Raw genomic sequence first — 23935 nt, 5'->3', positions numbered from 1 at the left:
GCGAGGCGTACCCAAGTGGCATCTCGCGGGAGGGGGACGGCGGTGGGCCCGGTCAGTGCTCGGCGCGCCCCGAGTCCTCGATGAGGCGGACCTTCACGTTCACGGCGAAGGGGCCGGAGACGGTGGGGTCGGCGACGAGCAGCGCGTGCATCCGCTCGCCCACCAGGCGGAGCGTCTCGGGCGCCGGCAGCGCGGCGGACGCGGCGATGTGCGCGCTCACCGTGGTGAACCCCTCCGACCGGTCGATGTCGACCAGCACGTCGGGCTGCCGCAGCGCCAGCTTCACGGCGAGTGCGTCGGCCGCCGCCTCGACGATCGGCTGCGCCGGGTAGACGCCGGCGACGCCCTCCGTGTCGCGGATCGCGGCCGTCAGCCGCTGGGACAGGGCGGCGTCGTCGCGCTCGGCGGTACCGGCGTCCTCGTGCTCGGCGATCACGGTCGCTCCTCCCGGTGGGGGTAGACGTCGTCGACGGTCACGTCGATCGCGCCGACGGTCAGCTCGGTGTGGCGCTCCAGGGCGTAGCGGATGCGCTCGCGCAGGCGGTCGGCGGCCACGGCGACCGGCAGGCCGAACTCGAGAGCGCAGGTGACGTCGATCCGCACCACGGCGCCGGGGACCGAGACGTCGCCGTCGAGAGTGCAGCGGCCCATGATCACGCCGCCCATCGTGTCACCGGCGCGGCGGATCATCCCGCGCACGGCCGCCTCGGTGAGCGCCAGGCGGAGGGTCGGGTCGGGGTGGCGGACGGGGATGTCGCGGCCGGAGCGCACCTCGGAGCGGATCGCGTCGAGCAGGCCGGCGATCCAGACCTCGTCGCGGTCGGGCTCGCGGTCGGCCTCCTGGCGCAGCGCCCGGGCCGAGAGCTCGGTGAGCCGGGTGAGGTTCGCGAGAGCGAGCCGGCACGCGGCGGAGTTCTCGATCGAGGGGTCGCGCGGCTCGCGGCCGCGGTCGAGGTACTCGCCCAGCTCCTCGAGCGTGTGGCCGTCGAGGTCGTCCTCGGGCACGGCGGTGTCGTCGGTCATCGCCATGCCTCCAATTCGTGGAGCAGGAACCGGCGTGCCCGGGCGAGGAGACCGCGGACCGTCGAGACGGGGAGTTCGAGAGCGTCGGCGATCTCCTGGTAGCTGTAGCCGGCGGTCTCGCGGAGTAGCCAACAGCGTCGCTGATCGGCAGGCAATCGGTCCAGGGCTTCCCAGACCGCGTCCAGCTGAAGGCGGGCCTCCACGATGCGCTCGGGGGAGTGCTCGGGAGGTGCGGGCGGATCCCAGTCGTCGATGTCGTCGTGGCGGCGGCGGACGCGGATCCGGTCGATCGCCTTGTGAGTGACGATGCGCATCAGCCAGTTGCGGATGTGCGCCGGGCTGTCGAGATCGGCCAGGCGCCGCCAGCCGGTGAGGAACGCCTCCTGCACCACGTCCTCGGACTCCGCCTCGGAGCCGAGGAGCTTCGCGGCGTAGACGCGCATGAGGGCGCCGTGGCGCCGGGCGAGCTGCTCGAACGCCTGCACGTCGCCGTCGACGGCACGCGCGGCGAGGGTCGCGTCGGACGCGTTCAGGAGGGGGTCGTCGTCGATGAGCGCCTCCTCCGCGGTCCCGCCCGCGGTGTGCCCGCGCGCCGGTGCCCTCAGTGTGGAGCGCCGTCCGGCATGACTACCAGCCTTGACAACAGGCCGCCGAATCCGCTGGCCGGATTGCGAGTGCCGCCGATGGGGGACGTGCTCGCGACCGGATTCGTGACATTCCGGCTCCTCGGCACGTCTTGATTCCGTACCCCCCGTGCGCCCCCCCGAGCGCACGAACCCCGAATCCGGAAGAAGTCCCCCATGCACTGCTCCCTCCTCCGCCGCCCCGGGCGGACGTCATGAGCGAGTCGACCTTCACCCTCGGCAGCCCGTTCGCGGGCGACGAGCGGGCCGACCGGCGCTACGAAGCCTCCGGCGACGATCCGTCCGCCGCGTCCGCCGTCTACTCCGAGGCGTACGGCGGAGGCGAGTTCCGAGTCGCTCCCTCGCAGCGCGGCTTCACCTACCGCTACGCCGTCCGCGGCAGCGACCGGGTGACCCTGCGCACCTCCGACTGCTCCGGCGCCCTCACCGGCCAGGTCCCCCACCTGAAGGAGTACGTCGTCGGCTGGTTCCGCGCCGGCGGCGGACGCCTCAACCTGCCGCCGTTCACCCGCACCGGCACGCTCTCGGCCCCGTTCCTGTTCCCGGCGGAGCGGCACTTCGGGCTCGAGTTCGAGCCGCACCGGCAGAACCTCATCCACTTCGCCCCCGGGTTCCTCGAGGATGTCGCGACCGAGACGCACGCCGGCCCGCGCCAGCCCGTCTCCTTCGACCACGGGGCGGACGCCGACCCCGGCGTCCTCGCCCGCTGGCGCGCTGCGGTGACGGAGGCGAGCGCCGCGCTCGCAACGGCCGCGATCACGCCTCTCGTGCGCTTCACCGCCGAGCTCGACCTCGCCCGCGTGCTGCTCCTGCTGTTCCCTTGGCGCGCGTGGGACGTGCCCGCTGTGCTGCGGCGCCCGTCCGCCTCCCGCACCCGAGTGGCGCTCGACTTCCTCCAGCACCACGCCCACGAGCCGATCACTCCGGCCGACGCCGCCCGCGCGGCCGGCCTGCACACCCGCACGCTGCAGCAGGCGACGAAGCGGCACCTCGGAGTGTCGCCCTCGGTCTACCTGCGCGACGTGCGGCTGGACCGCGCCCACTCCGACCTGGTCGCCGGCGATCCCTGCTCGACCACCGTCGCCGCGGTCGCCCGCGAGTGGGGCTTCGGCAACCTCGGCCGCTTCGCGAGCGCCTACCAGGTGCGCTTCGACGAGAAGCCGAGCCACACGCTGCGCCGCTGACGCGCAGCCCTGCGAGCCCGAGGGCCCGGCCCGTCTCGCGGCGGTGCCGGGCCCTCGTCGTCTCCGGGTGCCTCTCGAGGGACTGTCTCGGAGGATGCTTCATCGTGTCCTCCGACCGGTCTTCTGGACGCGAACCTCGTGACACTCGGCGCCGGCTCAGCCCGGCTGATGCACGTGGATGCCGCTGCTCGACGTCACGCCGTTGAACTCGAGATACAGCTGCCCCTCGACGACCGACACGGTCAGCGTGTTGCGGCGCTCGAGTACCGCGACCGCGGCATCCAGGAACCCCTGGTCGAAGCTCTGGACGGTGATCTGCTCGAGCTGGTGGACACGCTTGCCCGACCACGCCGCGATCACCTTCTCCGGGTTGCGATGCGTGTAGACCGTCGTGCGGTCGGCCAGCTTGCTCCCGAAGTGCAGTCGCTCGGCATCCGGCGCGCCGACCTCGATCCACGTGGTCAGCCTGCCGGTGAGATCGCGGACCAGCACCGCCGGCTCGGTCGCCGTCGACGAGATCCCCTCGCTGAAGGTGATCCCCTCCACGTATTCGAGGCAGTACGCGAGCACGCGCGTCATCATGTACACGTCGGTCTCGGAGGGGTGCCGAGCGGCTCGCAACGTGGTGTCCTCGTAGACGCCGCGGTCCACATCAGCCAGCTGTATCGCGAAGTTGTACATCACTGCGCCGGCTGCCACGTGTGGGAGCTTATGTCCTCTCGCTCATCGAGGAGCGCGAGGCCTCTCCGGCGCCGGTGGGGGCATCGTGTTGGCGCGCCTCCACGCAAGAACGGCCCGGCAGGAGGCATTCACTCCGTCGAGAGCGTCTCACTCGCGGACTCGTAGCAGGGGATCCCGTCCGCGCATCCTCCGCACAGCAGACCGACATGACCTCGATCATCGGATACGAGGGATGAGCGCCACGCGCTGACGGCCGTCTCAGTTGCACCTCTGACACACTTCCGCCGACCGAGCAGGCAGCGCTGCCGACCGCTGAGCAGATCGCTGCGGCCCTCGATCGGACCGCCGACAGGGACTAGCGGGCCTGCTCGCCGCGCTCCGGCGATCGCAGAGGTGAACGACCGCGGTCGGTCGTCACGTGCACACGACCGGACTGCGCGACCGCCTCGCTCGCGGGACGTCTCTGGGCGACGTCGGCGTGCATGCCGGCCGGTCGTCGGCCGCCGCGTCCTCGACTTTGCCGTCGACCCTGGAAGCGTCGACGGTCATCGGCTCGATGCGCACGAGGGCCGCACCGTCGCAGCATCCGCGGCATGTCGCGCCCTGTGCACTCCGCTGGCCGCTCCGCGAGTGCTCCGCGGGGGCCTATGCAGCCCGCTGGCCGCGAAACGCATCCACGCTCGACGTTTCCTGCACCTTGGCTGAGCCACCGGGACGTCCGGGCCCCGGGCCACGTCTTCATCATGTGCCACGGATCGTGAGCACCACGGCCCCCGGGTCGCGTTCCTCTGCACAAGGAGAAGACAATGACCAACGTCACCCCCACCAGCCTCGCCAACGCCTCCTCGGCCAAGCACGGCACCGCCACCTCGGCCGGCAAGAACACGATCGCCGACGGCGTCGTCGAGAAGGTCGCCGGCATCGCGGCCCGCGAGGTCCCCGGCGTGCACGACCTGGGCAACGGCGCCGCCCGCGCCATCGGCGCCATCCGCAACGCGATCAACGCGCAGGACCGCGGCCAGGGCATCTCCGTCGAGGTCGGCGAGAAGCAGGTCGCCGCCGACATCACCGTCGTCGCCGAGTACCCCGTCGCGCTGCAGAAGCTCGCCGACAGCATCCGCTCCGCCGTGTCCGAGGCCATCTCCTCGGTCGTCGGCATGGAGGTCGCCGAGGTGAACGTCACCGTCTCCGACGTCTTCATCCCCTCGGACGACAAGGACGACGAGACCGAGAGCCGCGTCAAGTGACTCCGTCCCACATCGGCCTGGTCCTCGGCGCGGTCCTCGCGCTGACCGCCCTCGTCTTCGGCTTCTGGGCGCTCCTCTGGGTCGCGCTCGCCATGGCGATCGGCTACGGCGTCGGGCGGGTCGTCGAGGGCAAGCTCGACCTGCGCTCCCTCGGCGACACCCTCCGCGGGCGGCGGTCCTCGTGACCGCGGCGGTGATGGCCGACGAGGCCAGCCACGGCCGCACGACGATCAGCTCGCGCGCCGTGCGCCGAGTCGTGTCGGCCGTCACCGCGGAGGCGCTGGACGTGAACTCGTCCGACGTCTCCGTCGAGCTCGACGACGAGGGAGGACGCCTCCACGTCGTCGCGCACGCCCCCATCCACGTCACGCCCCTGGGCGAGACGGGCCGCCGCTCCTCCGGGACGCTGCTGGACCGACTCAGCCGGGCGCAGACGACCATCCGCTCGCGCTGCCTCGAACTGACGGGCTCCACGATCGGCCGGGTCGACCTCCGGATCACCGGTGCCGACCTCCGAGAACGAAGGAGGGTGTCGTGACGACTCCCACCACTGCCGGCCGGGCGCTCTACCCGCGCCTGGTGCGGCGCGAGACGCACTCGTCCCGCTCCGGATCGGCGATCGTCCTCGCCGTCCTGCTCATCCTCCTGTTCGCGTGGCTGGGCACGGAGGCGGTCCTCGCCGTCCTCGGCCAGCCCGCGCTGCTCGTGGCCCCGCAGGACGGAGCGTCCTCGCTGCTCAACGCGGCCGCGGCGCCCATCGCGCTGACCGCCGCCGCCGGCGCCGTGCTCGCGCTGATCGGGCTCGTCCTGATCGTCGTGTCGCTCAAGCCCGGCCGTCGCGGCCGTCGTGCGGTCAGCACCGACCGCACCGCGGCGATCGTCGACGACCGCGTCATCGCGCAGGCCGTCGCCCGCACCGCCGGCTACGCCGGTGACGTCGACCCCGACAACGTGTCGGTGTCGGTCGGATCCCGCGTCGTCGACGTGACGGTCTCCCGCACCTCCGGCCGCAGCATCGACGTCACGCCGATCCGCGAGGCCGTCGACGCCGAGCTCGCCACGTTCGACTGCACCCCGCGCCTGCGCTCCAAGGTGCGCCTGTCCGAGAAGGGAACGGTCCGCTGATGACCACCACGAACCGATTCCTCAACCGGCTGCTCCTGTTCGTCGTGGGCCTCGTCCTCCTCCTCGCCGGCGGCGCCGTCGCGGTGGGGTCGCTGCTCCCGCAGGTCCAGGAGAACGTGTCCACCGCCGCGCAGGACGCGGCAGACCCCACGAGCCAGGCCCTCTCGGGCGGCACCCCGTGGATCCTCTGGGTCATCGCGGTCGTCGCGCTCGTCCTGATCCTGCTGCTGGTGCGCTTCATCGTGCGCCAGGGCCGCGGCCGCACCTCCACGCTGCTGCGCGTCGGCTCCGGAGAGGGAGCGGGGACGCCCACGGGCGGATCCGTCACCATCGACGCGAAGGTCGCCGAGCAGGTCCTCGAGGAGGCTCTGTCGCAGGAGCCGTCCATCGTCGCGGTCGACGTGACCGCGTTCGAGATCAAGCACCAGAAGGTGCTGCGCGTCACCGCGCACACCCGCCGCGGCGCCTCGCCCGCCCGCACCCGGCAGACGGTCGACCAGGCCGTCCGCCAGTGGGACGCCCTCCTCGGCGAGGAGACGCCCGTCGTCATCCAGATCGTCAGCGGTCTGCGGACGAAGATGAGCGGCACCGCCCGCGTGCAGTAGCCGCCGGCACCACCGTCCGGCCCTCCCGATCGGGAGGGCCGGAGAGCCCCGCTCCGGCGGGATGGAAGTCTTTCTGAAGGAGCACCCCATGTCCGATCCGATCGAGCCCGGCACCGTCGAGCGCATCCGCACCGACGAGCAGCCGACCCCGAGCGAGCAGAGCCGGCGCGAGTCCGCTCGCCGCAGCGCGACGCCGTCCGAGCCGGAGTCGACCGAGAGCCGGGTCGCGACCGCCGCCGGCGAGAGCGCCCAGCGCGTGTCCGGCGTCCACCACCTCGGCGGAGCCGTCGCCCGCGGCCTCGACCGCGCCTCCCGCCGCGTGCTGGGCACCAGCACCGTCCCCGGAGTCACGGTCTCGAAGGCCGACGGCGTCACCACCGTCGACATCGACCTCGTCGTCGAGTACCCCCACCCCGTCCGCGAGGTCCTGGACGCCGTGCGCGATCAGGTGCAGCGCGTGGCGGAGCCGGTCGCCGGCGGCCACGTCGTCGTCAACGTCGCCGCGACCGACGTCCACGGCCCGTTCGACCCGATCGAGAAGCCGGAGGAGGACAAGGAGCCGCTCGTCGACACCGCCAAGCGCGCCGCGTCCGACGCCCGCGACTCCGCCGTCGAGGCCGCGGGGAACGCCCGCGACGCCGTCTCCGGTGCCGTCGACTCCGCCCGAGGACGCCTGGCGGACGCCGCCGACGACGCCGCAGACGCTCTGGACCGCGCGGCCGATGAGCGCGACGAGCGCGCAGCTGCCCAGCGGAAGGCCGACGACGAGCGCGCCGCCGAGCGCGACGAGGACGACCCCCGCGTCGAGACTCACGCGGCTCCGGCCGTCGTCGAGACGGCCGAGTTCGTGGTCCGCGTCGAGGTCGAGCCGGTCGACGACGACGGCGACTCCCGCACCGCGACCGTCGAGGTCGCTCCGGCGGAGGAGCCCGAGCACGTCGAGGCCCCTGCCGACGCGTCCGACCGCGACGACGCCGACGCCCACCGCTCCGAGGACGACCGCACGTCGTCCGCCGCCGGCCGGGAGTAGTCCCGTGCGCACCCGCTCGTACGGCGCGCGACGCAAGCCGCGTGCGGCCTGGATCGCGCTCGGCACGGGTGTCGTGCTCTCGTTCGTGGTCGTCGTCGCCGTGCTGCTGCCCGTCCTCGGGCTGATCGGCGCGGCCGACGGCACCACGGCCGGGGCGCTCGACGTCCCGGTCGGCGCGATCGTCCTCTCGATCGTCATCAGCTACGCGGTCGGCCTGGCCTGCCTCGCGGTCTCGTTCCTCTCCCGCAACGCGGCCCTCGCCTGGATCGCCGCAGTGGCCGCCGTGATCGCGACGCTCATCGGCTCGATCTGGCCGCTCATCGCGACTGGATTCGCCAGCGTCGACCAGGCGAAGGACGTCATTCCGTTCATTCAGGACCTGATCGCCCGGGTCCGGGGGTAGCGTCGGGGCGATGAGCTCCGACTACCTCCGCGCCTACGACGACCAGCTCCGCTCCGACGCCGAGACCCCGAGCGCCGTCTCCGTGACGCGCGAGGGGCCTCTGCGTCTGGTGACCTTCGCCGGCGGACGCGGCTTCGTGACCTACCGCGACCTCGGCGGGGCCTCCTCCGAGCAGATCGCGGAGCTGGTCGCGGCGGCCGTCGCGCACTTCGACGCCGATCCCGGCATCACCCGAGTGGAGTGGAAGACCCGCGGCCACGACGAGGCCCCCGGCCTGCACGAGGCGCTGGTCGCTCAGGGCTTCGCGCCCGACGAGGCCGAGTCGATCATGATCGGCCCGGTCGAGGCGCTGCTCTCGGACCGGCCGGTCCCGGAGGGGGTCGTGCTGCGCCGGGTCGTCGACGAGCCGGACGTCCGCGCCTTCAGCGCCATGATCGACGGCGCCTTCGAGGAGGAGGTCGACGTGTCGATCGCGGACTCGCTCGTCGCCCGCCTCGCGCGCGGCGACGGCATGGAGTTGTGGGTGGCCGAGGTCGACGGGCGGATGGCGTCCGGCGGCCGGCTCGAGCCCGTCCCGGGCACCGCCTTCGCCGGCATCTGGGGCGGAGCGACGCTGCCGGAGTACCGCGGACGCGGCCTCTACGGCCTGGTCACCGCAGCCCGCGCCGCCTCCGCCCGGGACCTCGGGAAGACCCTCGTGCACAGCGACTCGACCGAGTACTCGCGCCCCATCCTCGAGCGCGCGGGTCTCGTGAGGGTGTCGACGACGACGCCGTACCGCCGGCGCCGGCCGGAGTAGCGGCGGCGCGCGGCCGTTCACGGATACCGCGCGATCGCTCGCCCGCGCGGCGCATCCGCGCACGAACGAGTCCCCGCTCTGGCCGACGGCGGTGCCTCCAGTGCAGCGTGCGCCGCGCTGATCCTCGCGGTGGCTGGGATGACGAACACCGGCGCCGCTGAGCAGGCGGGCGAGCTGTGGGCCCGCTTCGACGCCGAGCGCGACGCTTGATGAGCGACATTGCAGGTGGTGCACCGGCCCGACTGGTGGGAGAAGGCGAGCGTCCAGGACATCGCGACGATCGCAGAAACGGCGCAGGCGTGGAAGACCCACGACCCGATCGCGGAGCGCGCCGCGGCCGTCGTGCAGCGCGAAGTGCTCGACCGCTACGGCGTTGACACCGCCGTGCTGCGCGACGCGGCCGGTCAGGGGAAGTCGGAGCTGGATCTGGTGAAGGAATGGGCCACCAACTCCGCGCCAGAGCACTACCACCGCCACGACGATGACCGCCTCACCATGCGGGTGGGCGATCGCGCGGAGCCGGACGTGAACGCGGAGCGCGCTCTGATCACCGACTACCGCGCCGCGCTCGCGGGCGACGTTGGCACCCTCGAACTCTCCGCGGCCGAGGAGTGGAAGCGCGACACCGACCCGGCCGGGTTCCAGGACTACCGCGTGCAGACGTCGATCGACTGGACCGACGTCGGCCAGGTGTCCCCCCCCCCCGCGGCCGTCGCCGCTGCGCGAGCGGGCCTCGTGGAGGAGTGGAAGGACGCGGTGGCTCCCGAGCGCGCTCGGGCGGCAGCAGAGGTCACCGAAGCACAACTGCAGATCGCGAAAGCCGACCGGCTCGACCGCGCGCACGACGCTCGCGGCCAGGACGCCGCTCGAGAAACCCCCGGCGCCTCCGACGTCGACAACGGGCGCGCGGAGATGGCGGCACAGCTCGAAGAGCGCGCGAACGACTACGACCGCGATGCGGCAGCCGGAGGCACTGCCAACGCGAATCCCGACGAGCTGCGCGAGCTCGCCGCCGACGCACGCGCTCAGGCACAGCTCTTCCGCGACGACGCCACCACGGAGCGCCAGGACGCCAATCAGGATTTCGGGACGGCTACCGGTGACTCCACGCCGCCCGCGTCCGACCCTCGCGCGTCAGCGGCGCGCGAAGCCGGTGAGGCTTCCTACGACAGCGCGCACCGACGGCAGGCGATGATCGCGGCGATGGAAGCCAAGGGGGTCCCGCCGCACGCGATCGAGACGCGCATGAGCGCCGACGCCGCCCACGCCACCCCCGCCAACGCCGCGGTGTCCAGCACCGCCCCGGGCGGCTCCATCCAGCAGACCCGACGCACCCGTAGCCGGGGACAGGGAGCGGACCGCAGCGACCTCGGGCGCTGACGGTCCACAACACATATCAAATGGGGAGCGCCAGGCGGCGTTTCCCATTTGATGCACGTCCTAGTGTCTGGGACAGCTTGATTCGAGACCAGGTCACTGTTGCGCGCCGCGCTGCGCGGCGGCATCGCAGCCCAGCACGCGCAACAAGTTGGCGCGGACGACGCCATCGAGGGGGCCGACGACCTCGAAGAGGTCCTCGGCCGGGTAGCCGCGATTGCCGTGAGCGAGATCGTTCCGTACCTGACGCAGCCCTGACGGCACTGAATCGCCCTCGGATAGCAGGGCTGTCTTCTTCAGTGCAGGCACGACGTTGATCGGCGCGGCCTTGAACGCCCTCCCGAGCGCCTCCTCCAGACTTGCCGGTGGGGACTTCATGAGGTGGTCCTTCACGAAGGTCAATACCTCCTGCTCGTGTGTCTGCGCGAGCAGGGCGATGACCTCCTCCCTGCGTGCCCTGTGCGCTTCTCGCCGGCGATCGTAGACGGCACGGTTCTCATGGCCGTAGAGACCTTCGATCGCTTGTATGAGAAGTAGAAGCCGCGAGCGAGGGTGCTGGTCTCGGGCGTATATCAGCGATGCGTAGGACTCGAGGAGCGGGTGATGCTCGTCGGCGAGTTCTTGCCATCGGCGGAGCATGGACAGCAGCGACATGTCCTCGGGAGAGAAGCGGAACACCGGAGACAGTTTCCCGACGTCACCTCCGCGCGACGCGTAGGGGGTTTGGTGGATAGCGCTGCCGTAGACCTGGAACTCCTCTCCTTCGTCCGCCGCGAGGTCTGGCGCACTGCTCAGCGTCACGGAGACGAAGGTGAGACGTTCGCGGCGACCGGTAGAGAGCGAGATGATGCGTCGGAGCGGTTCGATCCAGTCGCCGAATACTGCGTCGAAACGCATGGGAGCAGCAGGGCTGATCAGTACGACCGGGCTGAAGGCAACACGGAACGCGTACGCGTCGAACGCGGAGTAGCTGTTCAGGAACCGGATCTCCACCTCAGCGTTCTCGTCGGCCCAGGTCTGCGTGCTGTCGGGCTGCCCGTACGCCTTCCAACTCCAATCAAGATGCCGCGTTCCGGGGGGCATCCGAATCGGGAGCTCGGTCTTGTCGATAGGCGGGATGGCAGTGACGGCATCAAGCCCTTCCACGCGAGCCGTGATCCTGTTCACAGACAGATCGCCGTCGGGCGCGTGGTCGCGGCCGACGAGCGCGGCCCGGGAATGCAGGACCGCCCGGTCGGGGAGAACGACGTCGATGGTGGTGTCCACGAGGACGACGTGCCGCCCGTTCAGTAGGTCCGCGGGTCGACGTTGGAGCGCGCAGGCTCCTCCGCTCCTGGAAGGAGCAGGGCATCACTGCGATCATCGTCGCCGACGAGAGACTGGCCTATGCCGTTGTCCGCGCGGCGACGGAAGAGGCTCTCAGGCTGCCGGAGGACTTCTCGCTGCTCTCGTTCAACGACAGCGATGCCGCCGCACTGCTCTCGCCCGCTCTGGCATCGATCCGGCTTCCACCGGAGGAGCTCGGGCGCGCGGCCGGCACCCTCCTCAGCACCCCACGAGGTGCTGACCGCACGATCACGATCCCTGCGGAGTACATCCGCAGATCCTCGATCGCCGCGGCCGATTCGCGCTGATGAGCCGGAGAGACGTCTCGGCCGGATCGCCCTCCTCGCCGGCCACAGCCCGAGGACTCGGCGTCAGGACAGCTCAGAGAGAGCATCGAGGATGAGATCAGCGACCGGCTGAGGGTTGGAGACCATCACCGAGTGGGAGGCCCCGTCGATCTCGACGGTTCGGCGCGATCCGGCGCGCTCGGCCATGAAGCGGAGTCCCTCGACGGGGATGTTCCGGTCGCCCGAGCCGAAGACGAACCACGACGGGAGCGTCCGCCATGCCGGGGTCGCGGCGGGCTGCGGCTCGTCGAGAGCGGCGTCGCGGATCGCGCGCTGGGTGGCCGCGGCGATCACCGCATCGGCGAGGGGGACGTCGCCGGCGAACTGCGCGGGGTAGAGCTCCCGATCAACGATGAGGTCGTTCGTCCCGTCCGCCAGCGCAATGGGCCGCACCGTCTCGCCCAGGGTGCTGCCGGGGAATCGGCTGGTGAGGCCGAGGGAGGTTTCGCCGTGCTCGGGCGCAAAGGCGGCGACGTAGACGAGCCCTTTCACGGAGTCGCTTCCGACTGCGGCCTCCGTGATGACGGCTCCGCCATAGGAGTGGCCGACGAGGAGCACGGGACCGCCGATCGACTCAACCGCACGCCGGACGTTGTCCGCGTCGGTGGCGACGCTGCGCAGCGGATTGGGAGTGGCGATGGCAGTGACGCCTCTGCTCTGCAGGGCTTCGAGGACCCCGCTCCAGCTCGCGGACTCGGCGAAGGCGCCGTGGACGAGGACGACGGTCAGGTCAGTCATGAGTTCTTCTTTCTCTGTCTCTGGTGTGGTGGTGCTGGTCTGTCGATCCGACGGGGTTCATGAGTAGCTCACTCCGACAGGGGCTGCCGAAGACCGAAGAGGTTGCCGAACGGGTCGAGGAGTTGGCAGAGCCGCTCGCCGGTGAAGACGGTCTTGGGTCCACGGTGTGCTGTCGCACCATGTGCGGTCCATTCGGCGACGATTTCGTCGAGGTCGTGAACTGTCCAGTAGGCCGAGACGCCGGCGGGGCCGGGCGAGTTGTAGTTGTCGGCCTGGTGCAGGGTGAGCTTGATGCCGTCGATGTCGAAGGCCACGAGCGCGCCGCCGCGGAGGACGGGTTCTCGGCCGAGTCTCGCCGAGTACCAGACGACCGCGTCGTCCAGCTCATGGACGAAGTAGAAGATGTTGTCGATCGTGCCGAGCGACAGCTTCACGGCCGAGATCCCGTCGCGACCCAGCTCCGGAGCAGATCGACCCTGTCTGCGGGCCACGGTCCGTCGCAGGGCATGGAACCGTCCGCGAGGTGGGCGATGATCGCGTCCTGATGGTGGACGACGTCGGCATGGCTCCACAGGTCGAAGGCCTTCAGCATGCTGGTTCGGTCCATCTCGCGGAAGAGTGGACGGATGTCAGCCGCGAAGCCGGGCGGTGTTGGGGGGACCTCGTCTGCGGCGTGCTGGTCGGTCATGATGTGCTCCGTTCGAGTGGTTGACGGGTACTCGGGGTGAGGCGCCCGGCGGCCCATGTGAAAGCGGCTGCGGCGAGGAACCCGACTGCGATGCCGATGGTGGTGTCGAGCATGCGCAGCAGCGGCTGCAGCCACCGGTCCGACGCCGGTCCGAGGTCTGCCACGACGAGGACGACGGTCGAGGTGATGCCGGTGAGGCTCGCGTCCTGGGGCCGTCCCACGAGTACTACGAGGACGGCTCCTGCGGCTATGACGGCGCCGACTCCGACGGCGGTGACGGGGAAGATCAGGAGGTAGGCCAGGCAGATGACGAGGCTCACGGTGGTCGCGGTGATGCGGGTGCGCGCGTCCTGGAGTCGGTCGCTGAGGTGAGCTCGGAAGACGAAGATGGTGGAGACTACGGCCCACATCGCGCCGATCTCGCGTGATTCCGAGGGTTCGGACAGCAGTGGTCCGACGATGTCGTTTAGGAGCACGAATACGGCGGCACATGCGACGCCGAGCACGATCGCGGAGGCGGCGTCCTGGCGAGTGAATCGTCGTTTCATGAGGGCGCGCCTTCTGGCTTTGTGTTCTGCGCCCGGATGATCGTGTCGAGCCGGTGGTATCGGCGTTCCTGATAGATGCCGTGGAGTACGGCCAGGAGGAGCGCTGTGGCAAGACCCGCGGTGATGGCCGCGGCGAAGACGCTGCTGAGGGCATAGACCAGAAGGGCGCCGCCCGCGCCCGCGACGATGGAGTTGACGACGCCGATGGCGGAGGACACGGTGAAGAAGACGCCGCGTCGGTATCCGCGTTGGCCGATCTCGAGCATCTGGTTCGGTACGGATCCGGGAGGAATGGGAAAGTACCGTTCCGCGCCGGGAAGGAGTCCGGCGTAGTAGCGGCGGATGCGTTGGATCGAGTTCAGCGCCGCCACGTCTTCGAGGGAGGTCTGTACGAGGCGGACGTAGGTGAAGACGCCCAGGATGACGACGACGGGGATGATGACGGCGAGGTAGCCGGGCGCGAATGGGGTGTCGGCGAGGAACCCGAAGGCGACGAGTGCGCTGGAGAGCGTCATGAGGTACAGCGACGCTCGGCTACTGGATTCGCTGACGGTGATGCTGCGCGCGGATTCGAGGACGAAGTGCTCGGTGAGCAGTGCGTTATAGAACGCGAGTGGCCGGTCTCCGAGCGCCTCGACCGATGTGTCGGCCGTCACCTTCAGTGGCGGGGGCAGCTGCTCGCCCGTCATCGCTGAACGCTCTCGTCCACCGCGACCGACTCAGCCGCCGCCGCAGCGCCTGTCGAAGCCGGTGCGGGCGCCTCGATGCGGAAGGTGATCCCGATCAGGATCGCGACGGCGACCATCGCGATCGCGGAGACGGCGAGGGCGGTGGCGAATCCTCCGGCGACGGAGGCGCCGCCTGCGGTCGAGGAGGCGGCGATCGTCGCGAGGGTCGCAACGCCGAGCGCTGCACCGATCTGCTGCGCTGTGGTCAGCAGGCTGGCGGCTTCACCCTGCACCGACGCGTCGACCCGTGCGGTTGCGGCGATGGAGAGCGCCGGGAGGAGCAGGCCGATGCCGAGGGCGGTGAGCAGCAGTCCGGGCAGGATGTTCACGGCGTAGCTGCCGGTCGTGCTGACGAAGGCGAAGGCGCTCTGGCCGGCAGCCACCAGGATGCCGCCGCTGAGCGCGACGCTCCGCAGCCCGTATCGGGCGATGATCCGGCGAGTGATGACGGAGGAGACGACGACGATCGTCACCGTCGCGGGCAGCAGTCCGATTCCGGTGAGGAGCGGGTCGAAGTCGAGAACGGTCTGCAGGTAGAGGGAGACGAAGTAGACGTAGGCGGCGAGGACGGCTCCCGTGACCAGCATCGCGCCGAGGGCTCCGCGTCGCGCGGTTGAGGCGAGCACGGAAACCGGGATCAACGGGTCGTGCGCCCGAGCCTGCATCATCACGAAGACCGCGGCGAGCACGACGCCGAGAACGACAGGTCCGAGGGTGAGCGGGTCAAGGATGCCGTACTGCTCGAGGTTGCTGAGACCGAAGATGACAGTGGCGATCGCCGCGGTGATCAGAAGCGACGGCACGACGTGGAGGGATCCGCGGGCTCCCTGGGGCGGTCGGCGGGGGAGGGTGAGCGGGACGGCGACGAGCAGGATCGCGACGATCGGGATGTTGATCAGGAAGATCGAGCGCCAGCCGATCAACTCGACGAGGAAGCCGCCGAGGACGATCCCAGCGGTGCCGCCGGCAGCGGTGGCGCCCTGCCAGATGCCCAGGGCGTGAACGCGCGCAGGTCCGTCAGGGAACAAGAGGGCGAGGGAGGACAGCGCTGCGGGGGCGACCAGGGCTCCGCCCGCACCCTGGATGATGCGGGAGGTGATCAGCAGCTCGGGCGTGGGTGCCAGTCCGGCGCTGATCGACGCAACACCGAACAGCGCGAGTCCGAGCATCAGCACTCGACGTTGACCGTAGAGGTCTCCCGCGCGTCCGCCGAGCAGGAGCAACGCCCCAAAGGTGAGGGCGTAGCCGGTGACGATCCACTGCAGGCTCGAGCCCGTGAAGCCCAGGCCGCTGCGGATAGAGGGCAGCGCGACGTTCACCACACTGAAGTCGAGCTGCAGCACGAACTGAGCGGCGCACAGCAGCAGGAGTGCTCGTGCGGTTCCTGCTGGAGCCAGGGCGATCTTGTTGGTGTGCGGCGTCATGTCGTCGTCTCCCTTTCATCGATCACGGCCGGCGCGGGATCGCGCACGTTCGCGGTCCCGCGCCTGAGCCGTCAGCTCAGTGCGGCGTACTCAGGTGCCCACATGGCGTCCTGAATCGCTTCGACAACGTCGTCCGGCGTGATGGTCGCGAGGCCTTCGGCGACGGCCTGGTCGTAGACGGCATGCGCGACGATCGCGGAGATCTCGCGCAGGTTCGAGACGTCCGGCAGCAGGGACGCGCCAGGGGCGGTGGCGTCGGTGCGTGCGGCGACGGCCTTCGCGGCCGCGGCGAGGATCCCGGGGGTGACATGGCGGGCACCGCTGACGATGACGCCGAGTCCAATTCCAGGGAAGACCAGGAAGTTGTTCGCCTGCCCGATGTGGAAGGTCGTGCCTTCGAAGGTGAAGGGGTCTACGGGGATTCCGGTGGCGACCAGAGCCGCCCCCTTGGTCCAGGTGATGACGTCCTTCGGGTCCGCTTCGATCTTCTCGGTCGGGTTGGAGATCGGGAGGATGATCGGTCGGGGAGTCGAGTCGGCCATGGCCGTGATGACGTCCTCGGTGAACGCGCCGTGCGCAGTGGACGTGCCCAGCAGCACTGTCGGCTTGGCCGCACGGATGGCGTCGACCAGGGTGACGGTTCCTGCGCTGCCGGGGACGGCGCTGCGCGGCTTGGCGTAGAGGGTCTGGAAGTTACGCAGGTTGTCCATGTCGTCGAAGAGCAGTCCCTGCTTGTCGACGAGCCAGATCTGGGCGATGGCGGCGTCGCGGGTGGCGCCGTCGGCGATCATGGCGTCGCGCAGCTGGTCGGCGATGCCGACGCCTGCGGTGCCGGAGCCGAAGACGACGAGGGTCTGCTCCCGCATCGGGATGCCGGTGGTCTTCACGCCGGCGTAGAGGGCTGCCATGACGACGGCGCCGGTGCCCTGGACGTCGTCGTTGAAGATGCGGTAGTCGTCGGAGTAGGTGGCGAGGATGTCGCGGGCGTGCTCGGGACCGAAGTCCTCGAAGTGCAGGAGAGCGTTGGGGAAGAGGCGTGTCGCGGTCTCGATGTAGCTCTTGATGAATGCGTCGTAGTCGGCGCCGCGGTGCCGGGAGTGCCGATTGCCGAGGTAGAGCGGGTCGTTCAGCAGCGCGGGGTTGTCGGTGCCGACGTCGAGGGAGACGGCGATGGCGCGGTTGGGGTGGATGCCGGCGCCGGCGGTGTAAATGGCGAGCTTGCCGATGGAGATCTGGATGCCGCCGACTCCCCAGTCACCGATCCCGAGGATCTCTTCGGCGTCGCTGCAGACGATGAGGTCGACGTCCTCGGGGCCGAGCCCGAGGGTGGCGAAGGCCTCTTCGATCTCATCGGCCGCGTCGATGGAGAGGTAAACGCCGCGCTGACCTCGGTATTCGTCGGAGTACTTCTCGATCGCTTCGCCGACGGTGGGGTCGTAGACGATCGGCAGGAGCTGGGGCAGGTGATCGGTGAGCACCTTGTAGTAGAGAGTCTCGTTGCGGTCGTGGATCTGCTCGAGCAGCAGGTTGCGCTGCAGGTCGCTGCCGAGCTCGCCGAGCTGGCGCCAGACGCGGTCAGCCTGCTGCTGCAGGGAGAGCACCCCCGCGGGGAGGCGGCCGGTGAGTCCGAGGCTCTTGCGTTCGGCGGTCGTGAACCCGGATCCGCGGTTGCTGATCGGATCGGTGAGCGCCTCGGGGATGGCGGGGGACACGGTCGTGGGCTTCTGGTCGATAGGGGACATGTTCGACTCCAGTTCTCGGTTGCGACGTGAGGTGTGGTGAGAGGTGGTGGCGTGCTCAGGCACCACGGACGCCGGTGCCGGTGAGCTTGACGGGGATGACGATCTGATCGAACTGCTGCGCGGTCACGTGGCCGGAGGCGATCGCTGCCTCGCGCAGGGTCTGATCGTTGGCGAGGGCGTTCTCGGCGATGTGCGCGGCGTTCTGGTAGCCGATGACGGGGCTGAGGGCGGTGACGAGCATGAGGCTCTCGCCGACGTACTCGGCGATCTTCTTCTCGTTCAAGGTGGTGTCCTTCACTGAATAGGTGAGGAACTTCTCGATGCCGTCGCCGAGGATGCGCGCGGAGTGGAGGTAGTTGTTGATGATCACGGGCCGCATCGCGTTCAGCTCGAAGTTCCCCTGCGAGCCGGCGAAGGCGACCGCGGTGTCGTCGCCGAGGACCTGGATGGAGATCATCACCATCGCTTCGCACTGGGTCGGGTTCACCTTGCCGGGCATGATCGAGGAGCCCGGCTCGTTCGACGGCAGTACCAGCTCGGCGAACCCGGTGCGCGGGCCGGAGGCCAGCCAGCGCATGTCGTTGGCGATCTTCATCAGCGCGACGGCGAGGCCTCGCAGTGCCGCGTGTGCACGGACCATCGCGTCGAGCGATCCTTGGGCCGCGAACTTGTTGGGTGCGGTGAAGAACGGCTTGTCGGTCAGCTCGGCGATGGTGCGGGCGATGTCCTCGCTGAAGCCAGCAGGGGCGTTCAGACCAGTTCCGACGGCGGTGCCGCCGGCGGCGAGCTCGTACAGGCCGACGCAGCTGCTGTGGATCTGGGTCAGGCAGGAGCGCAGCTGTGCCGCCCAGCCGGACCACTCCTGGCCGACGGTGAGCGGTACGGCGTCCTCGAGGTGGGTGCGGCCGATCTTCACGACGTCCATCCACTGCGCGGACTTCGCCTCGATCTCCTCGGCGAGGGCGGTGACTTTCGGGATGAGGCGTTCGTCGACCTCGAGGATCGCGGCGATGTGCATCGCGGTCGGGAAGGTGTCGTTGCTGGACTGGCCCATGTTGACGTCGTCGTTGGGGCCGATCGGCTGCTGTGAGCCGAGTTCTCCGCCGACCAGCTGGATCGCACGGTTGGAGAGCACCTCGTTGACGTTCATGTTGCTCTGGGTGCCCGAGCCGGTCTGCCAGACGTAGAGCGGGAAGTGCTCGTCCAGCTCACCGGAGATCGCTTCGTCGGCTGCTCGGACGATCGCGGCGGCCTTCCATGCCGGCAGCCTGCCCGCCTTCTCGTTGACCAGGGCGGCGGCCTTCTTCACGTAGCCGTAAGCGTGGTACACCTCCTTCGGCATCTTGTCGTTGCCGATCGAGAAGTGCTGCAGGGAGCGCTGAGTCTGAGCTCCCCAATAGCGGTTCGCGGGGACGTCGACGGAGCCCATGCTGTCGAACTCAATGCGGGTTCCTTCGGCGCTCAGGCCGACAGGCAGATCCGTGATGTGGTGGCCCTGCCCGGTGTCGGTTCCGGCGCCGGTCGGACTCTGCGCGCTCATCGGTGATCCCCGAGTTCAAGGACATGGTTCTTCGGGTTGATGATCGACATGGGAAGCCTTTCGGACGATTCGGAAGATGGCGGTGAGACGGTCTTCATCGGGTCACCCAGGACGGTAAGTGGGTTCCTCCTTGAGGGCACTGGCCTCGCGTCGCAACCTCGCCCGACAAATGTCGCGTTGCTGACGCCGTGTGCAGGATCGCTATCATCCGGCGCTGTCCCAGAGGCGGATGAGTTTGAGGCACAGGTGCAGAGCACTGCGAGCGACTCCGTCATCGAGCGCTTCGCGCACCACGTCCGGCATGCGCTCGATGCGGTAGTAGAGCGTGGTGCGGTGGATGTGCAGAATCCTGCTGGCGACGCTCGGGTGGCAGCCGGAATCGAGATAGACCTCGACGGTTCTGCGGCGTTCTTCATCATCCGGACCGCTGAGGGCGTGAGCTGCGGGAGAGAAGATCTCGAGGTAGGAGCGGTCGCAGGAGATCATGGACAGCATCGCCCACGGGCCGAGTTGAGTGATGTCAGCAGTGTTGGGGAGCTGAGGGACGATGGCCGTGATGCGTGCAGCGGTCATCGCGCGTTCCACCGCCGGGAGAAGGTCGTCGTGTCGACTGTTGACCTGAGCGGTGCCGATCGACTGGATCTGCAGGCCGCGTTGCTGCGCATCCTGGCGGATGGCGTCGTCGTCGCTATGGGCATGAGCTCGGGACCCGAGGAAGAGAAGAAGTCCGTCGCGTGCTTGGAGGAAATCCATCGAGGTCGCTCGACTGCCACCGAGGCGGCGCCCCATGGCGTGTTGCTCCAAGTCCGAGATATCGGCGTCGAGGGTCACGGCCCAGACCGCGGTCTGGGCGCCGCGGAGGATCCAGCGCTTGGCGACCGCGTCGGCGAAGGCTTGTCGCCGCTCACCAGGTTGCGGGTGTAGAAGAGCCGACATCGTCTCTTCACGTAGCAGCCCGAGTGGTCGGGAGGAGACGAGGGGCTGATAGCGGAGGTCATCGATTACCGCGGGGCGTCTGATCGTCTCGGCGAGCTGGTCAGCTACATCGTGAATCGTCATGGTGAGGCGACGCTAGGGCGGTGCCCGCGATCCCGGGTAGGACCCTCAGTCCCACCCCTCTAGGCGCGCCCGGAGCTGTCAGACACGCTCGACCAATGTTGTGTGCATTCTCAGGTGAGATCGTCTTCGATGAGATTTCGACGCGACGACCGCAATCAACGACGAGAGGGCCAGCACTCATGAACCTTGATGCCGAACCGGGATTTCCAGCTGCCGACACGGTGGATCCGAGGCCGTTCCTCTACTCCTTCGTGGAGGCAATGGGTGCAACGCCGGCGGTGCTGGTCGATCGGCATCTCACCGTCATCGCTTCCAGTGCCGCCTTGCGAGCGCTCACACCGACGTTCGCGCGCGGCGCTAACCTCGCGCGACGCGCCTTCATTGATGCCGCTGATGCACCTGAGCTCGTTTACGCGCGAGGCGTGAGAGCGCGGGTGGCCGCCATTCTGCGCTACTCCCTCGACGTGCACGGCCCGGATGATGCGTTCCGCGCTCTGGTCGGGGAGTTGGCGTCGTTGAGCCCGCACTTCGCAACGGAGTGGGCGGCCGCCTCCACTGAGATGGAGCAGAACGGGACGCAGACTCTTCACCACGAGACCGTGGGAAACGTCGAGTTGCGCTACCAAATTTTCACCGTCCCCGACGATGCCGATGATCTCCTCATCCTCGGCCAGGGCGCAGATCCGGGGTCTGAGGCCGCCCTCGCGCGCCTGGCGTCCGGCTCGTATTAGGTGAAAGCCCTCTCCGCTCCGTGCCGCATGAGGGGGTCTGATCAGCAGTGTTGAATGGACGAATGAGTACACCGGACGCCTCACCTGACAAGCTCTCAAGTGCGCGCGATGTCCTCGTTGGAAGCGCCAGCAGCAACTTCCGGCTTCCCCTGCGAGGCCGCGGCTGGGAGACAGGAATCGTTGACCAGGCGATCCGGGATGTCGCGTCGGGCGAGAGCCGCGCTTTGCTTTTCGTCGGCGCCCCAGGGGCCGGAAAGACCCGTCTTCTCGGAGAGATCATCACCAAGAGCGAGCGGCTCGGATGGCGCGCCGTCGTCGCCGCCCCGGAGCCGGAGTCGCACTTACTGCCCACAGCTGTTCTCGTGGAAGCGGCTCTCGCCGCTCGTCCACCGATTCTGCGCACGGCCGACGTAGAGGCTTTGACGGGCAACCTCGACAGCCGGTACTGGCTCACCCAGGCTTTCCGTAACGGCCTGGAATCCGCTGCCGCCGAGAACTGCGTCCTGGTCGTCGTCGACGACTTGCAGTGGGTGGACTCGGCGTCCCTCGCGATCCTCCGGTCCCTCATCGCGACCCTCAGCGACCTTCCGATCCTGTGGGCGTTCGCGGTTCGCGGGGGCGAGCACGGACCTGGGGTCCACGCGACCATGAATCAACTGCTCACAGCAGGAACGACGGTGACAGTCGAACCGTTGCATATCGCTGCTGCGATGGAAATGGCCGCCGACATCCTTGGAGCGAGACCCGACCATCACCTGGAAACGATGCTCAGCCGGGCCGAGAACCTTCCCCTGCTCATCGCGGAATTCGCGCACGGGCTGCTCGAAGAGGACCTCGTCAGCGTTGACGGCGACGTCGCCACTGCTCGTGCGGATCAGGCGACCCTGCCGATGATGTTCGGATCGTCGATTCGCGAGCGCATCGCGCATCTCCCGGACTCCACATCCCGAACGGTTCAGGTCGCGGCGACGCTGGGACGCGCCTTCGCCCTGACCGACCTGGCCGAGCTGCTCGAAGAGACCACATCGAATCTCATCCGCGACGTCGAGCAGGCCATCACGGCCGACATCCTCGTCGACGGGTCTCCGCTGCACTTCCGGCACGATGCGATCCGGGAGACCGCGGAGGCAATGCTCAGCCCCTCCATCCGTGCGCACCTGCGTCGGCGCGCCGCGGACATCCGTCTGCGCTCGGGCGAGCCTCTGCTAACCGTCGCTTCTTCCGTCGCAGATTCTGCAAACCGAGGGGATGCCGCAGCGGTGGCGCTCCTACACGACGCGGCCCTCGAGCTGGCAGCCAGCGACGCGATCGGTGCCGCCGGTCTCGCCCGTCGGGCACTCGAACTCGCGACGACCAACAAGCAGAACGAACTGTTGTCCGAGCTGGTCCCCGTCCTCTGGGTCGGGGGCTCTCCGGACGTAGCGATGCAGTTCTCCGAGCGAGTCAGCCGTGTATTGCCACTTGAAGCTTCGGCGCGTCTGCAGCTCGCCGTCGCCCGACTGCAGACCGAGTCGTCGTTCAGCAGCGCGGTCCGAACCACCACCGCCGCCCTGCTCATCGATGGCGTCTCCATCAACACCCGCGCTCAGCTTCTCGCCGTGAAGGCGCTCAATCTGGCGAATCTCGGCGACTACACGCGCTTGGAGTCCACCCTCATTGAGGCGCGCGCGGCTGCTGAGGCGGCGGGGGAGGCCGCCGCGCTCTCGACGGTGGACGCCACCGAATCCGTCCTGCGCTTCTACGAGAACCGGTTCGATCTCGCCGCGGATCTCATCGAGACAGCGACGGCTCGCATGATGAACCTGCCGGGCTTCATCGCCGCGCAGTGGCTTCCCGAAATTTTGTGGCCGGCGTTTCTCGCGAACTCGGTCGGTAAGAACCGCGAAGCTCTCCGCCAGGCCGAGGTTTCCAGTGACGAGATGCGACGCACGCGCAATGCCGTGGCGCTCGCATTCTGGACCATGGTGCGGTGCCGGATCCTGTTCGACCTGGGGGAGTTGGCCGAAGCGAAGCTGCACGCGGAGAACGTGATCGCGATGTCGGAGGAATTGGGCTTGGGCGATTTCGCCCGCGCCACCGCCGGCGTTGTGCTCTATCGGATCGCACTCGTCGAGGGTGATTTCGCGGCCTGCGCTGCGCAACGCGCCGACGTGCAGCAGATGGCCGCGGACCCGTCACTGCGCCTCGCCGGATCCTGGCTGCTCGCACTCACTGCCGACGCGGACGGCGATAGCGAAGCCGTGCTGCGCACTACAGAGGGCGCGTACGAGACATTGGCGGCACCGACCCCCTCGATGACGACACCTGCCGACTTCGGGGACGATGCCATGCTCGCTCGGATGTGGCACCGCAGCGGTGCGACGAAGCGGCTGCAGCGTCTCTCGGCAGTGACGAACGAACGGGCTCTGATGAACCCGGGGAACACACTCGCCAACGCCATCGACAGCCAGGTGCACGGCATCGCCACCGGATCGGTGACCGAGCTCGAGCGCAGTGTCGCTCTCTTGCGGCAGGGCGAGCGGCCGCTCCTTCTCGCCAGCGCTCTCGAAGACCTCGGTCGTGCACGCCTGGACACCGAAGAGCCACAACGCGCATCCGAAGAGCCGTGGCAGGAGGCCGCGGACCTGTACGAGGCGCACGGAGCGAACCGTGACGCTGACCGCGTGCTGAAGCGACTGCGCGCCGTCGGCATCCGACGACGCCCAAAGGCCGCCGCCGATCACCACGGCATGCTGAGCGCTCGCGAGCGACAGGTAGCGGAGCGCCTGGCGCAGGGAGTCACCACCAAACAGATCGCCTTGGACCTCTCGGTGACACAGAACACCGTCATCACGCATGTCCGACGCATCTACGACAAGTGGGGCATCTCCAGCCGGCGCGCACTCATCGAGCGGGTGCAAGGAGAACGCGAAAACAGATGACATCGGCTCCGGGTGCAGGGGATGT

The 23935-nt window shown here is 69.1% G+C and carries 26 protein-coding genes; 12 read left to right on the top strand and 14 right to left on the bottom strand.

Features of this window, described 5'->3' with window-relative positions; genetic code table 11:
* Positions 1-52: 52 nt before the first annotated feature.
* Genes GSU45_RS16145 through GSU45_RS16135 form a run of 3 tightly spaced genes read right to left on the bottom strand, consistent with a single transcriptional unit; the run spans position 53 to position 1508 of the window.
* Positions 53-436: a hypothetical protein gene (locus tag GSU45_RS16145; RefSeq protein ID WP_159916488.1), complete on the bottom strand. Its 384-nt coding sequence runs from the start codon at positions 434-436 to the stop codon at positions 53-55.
* Positions 433-1023 (bottom strand): Asp23/Gls24 family envelope stress response protein, encoded by a 591-nt coding sequence (locus GSU45_RS16140; RefSeq protein ID WP_159916486.1) that lies wholly within the window; start codon positions 1021-1023, stop codon positions 433-435. Before GSU45_RS16140 ends, GSU45_RS16145 begins: the two co-directional genes overlap by 4 nt.
* Complete coding sequence (locus GSU45_RS16135; protein WP_244248147.1) at positions 1020-1508, bottom strand: sigma-70 family RNA polymerase sigma factor; 489 nt, start codon at positions 1506-1508, stop codon at positions 1020-1022. The genes GSU45_RS16140 and GSU45_RS16135 overlap by 4 nt, the downstream gene beginning before the upstream one ends.
* Positions 1509-1861: 353 nt before the next feature.
* Here GSU45_RS16135 and GSU45_RS16130 point away from each other — a divergent pair, with 353 nt between their 5' ends.
* Entirely contained in the window at positions 1862-2851 is a 990-nt protein-coding gene (locus tag GSU45_RS16130) for a helix-turn-helix transcriptional regulator (RefSeq protein ID WP_159916484.1), read from the top strand.
* Positions 2852-3007: 156 nt separating this feature from the next.
* Here GSU45_RS16130 and GSU45_RS16125 read toward each other — a convergent pair whose 3' ends face one another.
* The gene (locus tag GSU45_RS16125) at positions 3008-3550 is read right to left on the bottom strand and encodes a YaeQ family protein (RefSeq protein ID WP_159916482.1); all 543 of its coding nucleotides are present in this window, start codon (positions 3548-3550) and stop codon (positions 3008-3010) included.
* A 788-nt stretch (positions 3551-4338) separates the two neighbouring features.
* Between GSU45_RS16125 and GSU45_RS16120 the strand changes: the two genes are divergently transcribed.
* From GSU45_RS16120 to GSU45_RS16080, 9 genes are all read left to right on the top strand, one after another.
* Positions 4339-4779, top strand: a complete 441-nt coding sequence (locus tag GSU45_RS16120; RefSeq protein ID WP_159916480.1) for an Asp23/Gls24 family envelope stress response protein — start codon at positions 4339-4341, stop codon at positions 4777-4779.
* A complete protein-coding gene (locus GSU45_RS16115; RefSeq protein WP_104223990.1) occupies positions 4776-4964 on the top strand; it encodes a DUF2273 domain-containing protein in 189 nt (62 codons plus the stop codon). Before GSU45_RS16120 ends, GSU45_RS16115 begins: the two co-directional genes overlap by 4 nt.
* The gene (locus GSU45_RS16110) at positions 4961-5317 is read left to right on the top strand and encodes a hypothetical protein (RefSeq protein WP_244230558.1); all 357 of its coding nucleotides are present in this window, start codon (positions 4961-4963) and stop codon (positions 5315-5317) included. Before GSU45_RS16115 ends, GSU45_RS16110 begins: the two co-directional genes overlap by 4 nt.
* The gene (locus tag GSU45_RS16105) at positions 5314-5904 is read left to right on the top strand and encodes a DUF6286 domain-containing protein (RefSeq protein ID WP_104225847.1); all 591 of its coding nucleotides are present in this window, start codon (positions 5314-5316) and stop codon (positions 5902-5904) included. The genes GSU45_RS16110 and GSU45_RS16105 overlap by 4 nt, the downstream gene beginning before the upstream one ends.
* Entirely contained in the window at positions 5904-6509 is a 606-nt protein-coding gene (locus GSU45_RS16100) for a hypothetical protein (RefSeq protein WP_104238125.1), read from the top strand. The genes GSU45_RS16105 and GSU45_RS16100 overlap by 1 nt, the downstream gene beginning before the upstream one ends.
* 88 nt (positions 6510-6597) lie before the next feature.
* Entirely contained in the window at positions 6598-7539 is a 942-nt protein-coding gene (locus GSU45_RS16095; RefSeq protein ID WP_159916478.1) for an Asp23/Gls24 family envelope stress response protein, read from the top strand.
* A 4-nt stretch (positions 7540-7543) separates the two neighbouring features.
* Complete coding sequence (locus GSU45_RS16090) at positions 7544-7942, top strand: hypothetical protein (protein WP_159916476.1); 399 nt, start codon at positions 7544-7546, stop codon at positions 7940-7942.
* A 10-nt stretch (positions 7943-7952) separates the two neighbouring features.
* A complete protein-coding gene (locus GSU45_RS16085) occupies positions 7953-8741 on the top strand; it encodes a GNAT family N-acetyltransferase (RefSeq protein ID WP_159916474.1) in 789 nt (262 codons plus the stop codon).
* Positions 8742-8969: 228 nt separating this feature from the next.
* Entirely contained in the window at positions 8970-10121 is a 1152-nt protein-coding gene (locus GSU45_RS16080) for a hypothetical protein (RefSeq protein WP_159916472.1), read from the top strand.
* 93 nt (positions 10122-10214) lie between these two features.
* Here the strand turns inward: GSU45_RS16080 and GSU45_RS16075 are convergent, their stop codons facing one another.
* From GSU45_RS16075 to GSU45_RS16025, 10 genes are all read right to left on the bottom strand, one after another.
* Complete coding sequence (locus tag GSU45_RS16075) at positions 10215-11384, bottom strand: HEPN domain-containing protein (RefSeq protein ID WP_159916470.1); 1170 nt, start codon at positions 11382-11384, stop codon at positions 10215-10217.
* A 431-nt stretch (positions 11385-11815) separates the two neighbouring features.
* Positions 11816-12529: an alpha/beta hydrolase gene (locus tag GSU45_RS16065; protein ID WP_159916468.1), complete on the bottom strand. Its 714-nt coding sequence runs from the start codon at positions 12527-12529 to the stop codon at positions 11816-11818.
* Positions 12530-12597: 68 nt separating this feature from the next.
* On the bottom strand, positions 12598-12963 hold the full coding sequence (locus GSU45_RS16060; protein ID WP_159916466.1) for a VOC family protein: 366 nt from the start codon (positions 12961-12963) through the stop codon (positions 12598-12600).
* Positions 12960-13217, bottom strand: a complete 258-nt coding sequence (locus GSU45_RS16055) for a hypothetical protein (RefSeq protein ID WP_159916464.1) — start codon at positions 13215-13217, stop codon at positions 12960-12962. The genes GSU45_RS16060 and GSU45_RS16055 overlap by 4 nt, the downstream gene beginning before the upstream one ends.
* Positions 13214-13765 carry an FUSC family protein gene (locus GSU45_RS16050; RefSeq protein WP_159916462.1) on the bottom strand — a complete coding sequence of 184 codons (552 nt, stop codon included), beginning with the start codon at positions 13763-13765 and terminating at the stop codon, positions 13214-13216. The genes GSU45_RS16055 and GSU45_RS16050 overlap by 4 nt, the downstream gene beginning before the upstream one ends.
* Positions 13762-14454, bottom strand: coding sequence for a hypothetical protein (locus GSU45_RS16045; protein ID WP_159916460.1), 693 nt, complete (start codon positions 14452-14454; stop codon positions 13762-13764). Before GSU45_RS16045 ends, GSU45_RS16050 begins: the two co-directional genes overlap by 4 nt.
* A complete protein-coding gene (locus GSU45_RS16040; RefSeq protein ID WP_159916458.1) occupies positions 14451-15917 on the bottom strand; it encodes an MFS transporter in 1467 nt (488 codons plus the stop codon). The genes GSU45_RS16045 and GSU45_RS16040 overlap by 4 nt, the downstream gene beginning before the upstream one ends.
* Before the next feature lie 71 nt (positions 15918-15988).
* A complete protein-coding gene (locus GSU45_RS16035; protein ID WP_159916456.1) occupies positions 15989-17659 on the bottom strand; it encodes an NAD-dependent malic enzyme in 1671 nt (556 codons plus the stop codon).
* A gap of 55 nt (positions 17660-17714) precedes the next feature.
* Positions 17715-19199, bottom strand: a complete 1485-nt coding sequence (gene fumC, locus GSU45_RS16030) for a class II fumarate hydratase (RefSeq protein ID WP_159916454.1) — start codon at positions 19197-19199, stop codon at positions 17715-17717.
* A gap of 204 nt (positions 19200-19403) precedes the next feature.
* Positions 19404-20258: a PucR family transcriptional regulator gene (locus GSU45_RS16025; protein WP_159916452.1), complete on the bottom strand. Its 855-nt coding sequence runs from the start codon at positions 20256-20258 to the stop codon at positions 19404-19406.
* Between the two features lie 179 nt (positions 20259-20437).
* On the opposite strand from GSU45_RS16025, the gene GSU45_RS16020 reads away from it, so the two are divergent.
* Positions 20438-20989, top strand: a complete 552-nt coding sequence (locus tag GSU45_RS16020; RefSeq protein ID WP_159916450.1) for a hypothetical protein — start codon at positions 20438-20440, stop codon at positions 20987-20989.
* A 62-nt stretch (positions 20990-21051) separates the two neighbouring features.
* On the top strand, positions 21052-23910 hold the full coding sequence (locus tag GSU45_RS16015) for a LuxR family transcriptional regulator (protein WP_159916448.1): 2859 nt from the start codon (positions 21052-21054) through the stop codon (positions 23908-23910).
* The last annotated feature ends 25 nt before the right edge of the window (positions 23911-23935 follow it).

It is taken from the genome of Rathayibacter sp. VKM Ac-2801 (assembly GCF_009834245.1).
Taxonomy (GTDB): Bacteria; Actinomycetota; Actinomycetes; order Actinomycetales; family Microbacteriaceae; genus Rathayibacter.
Note: the sequence above shows the minus strand (reverse complement) of the source record. Positions and strands in the feature narration are given on the sequence as shown.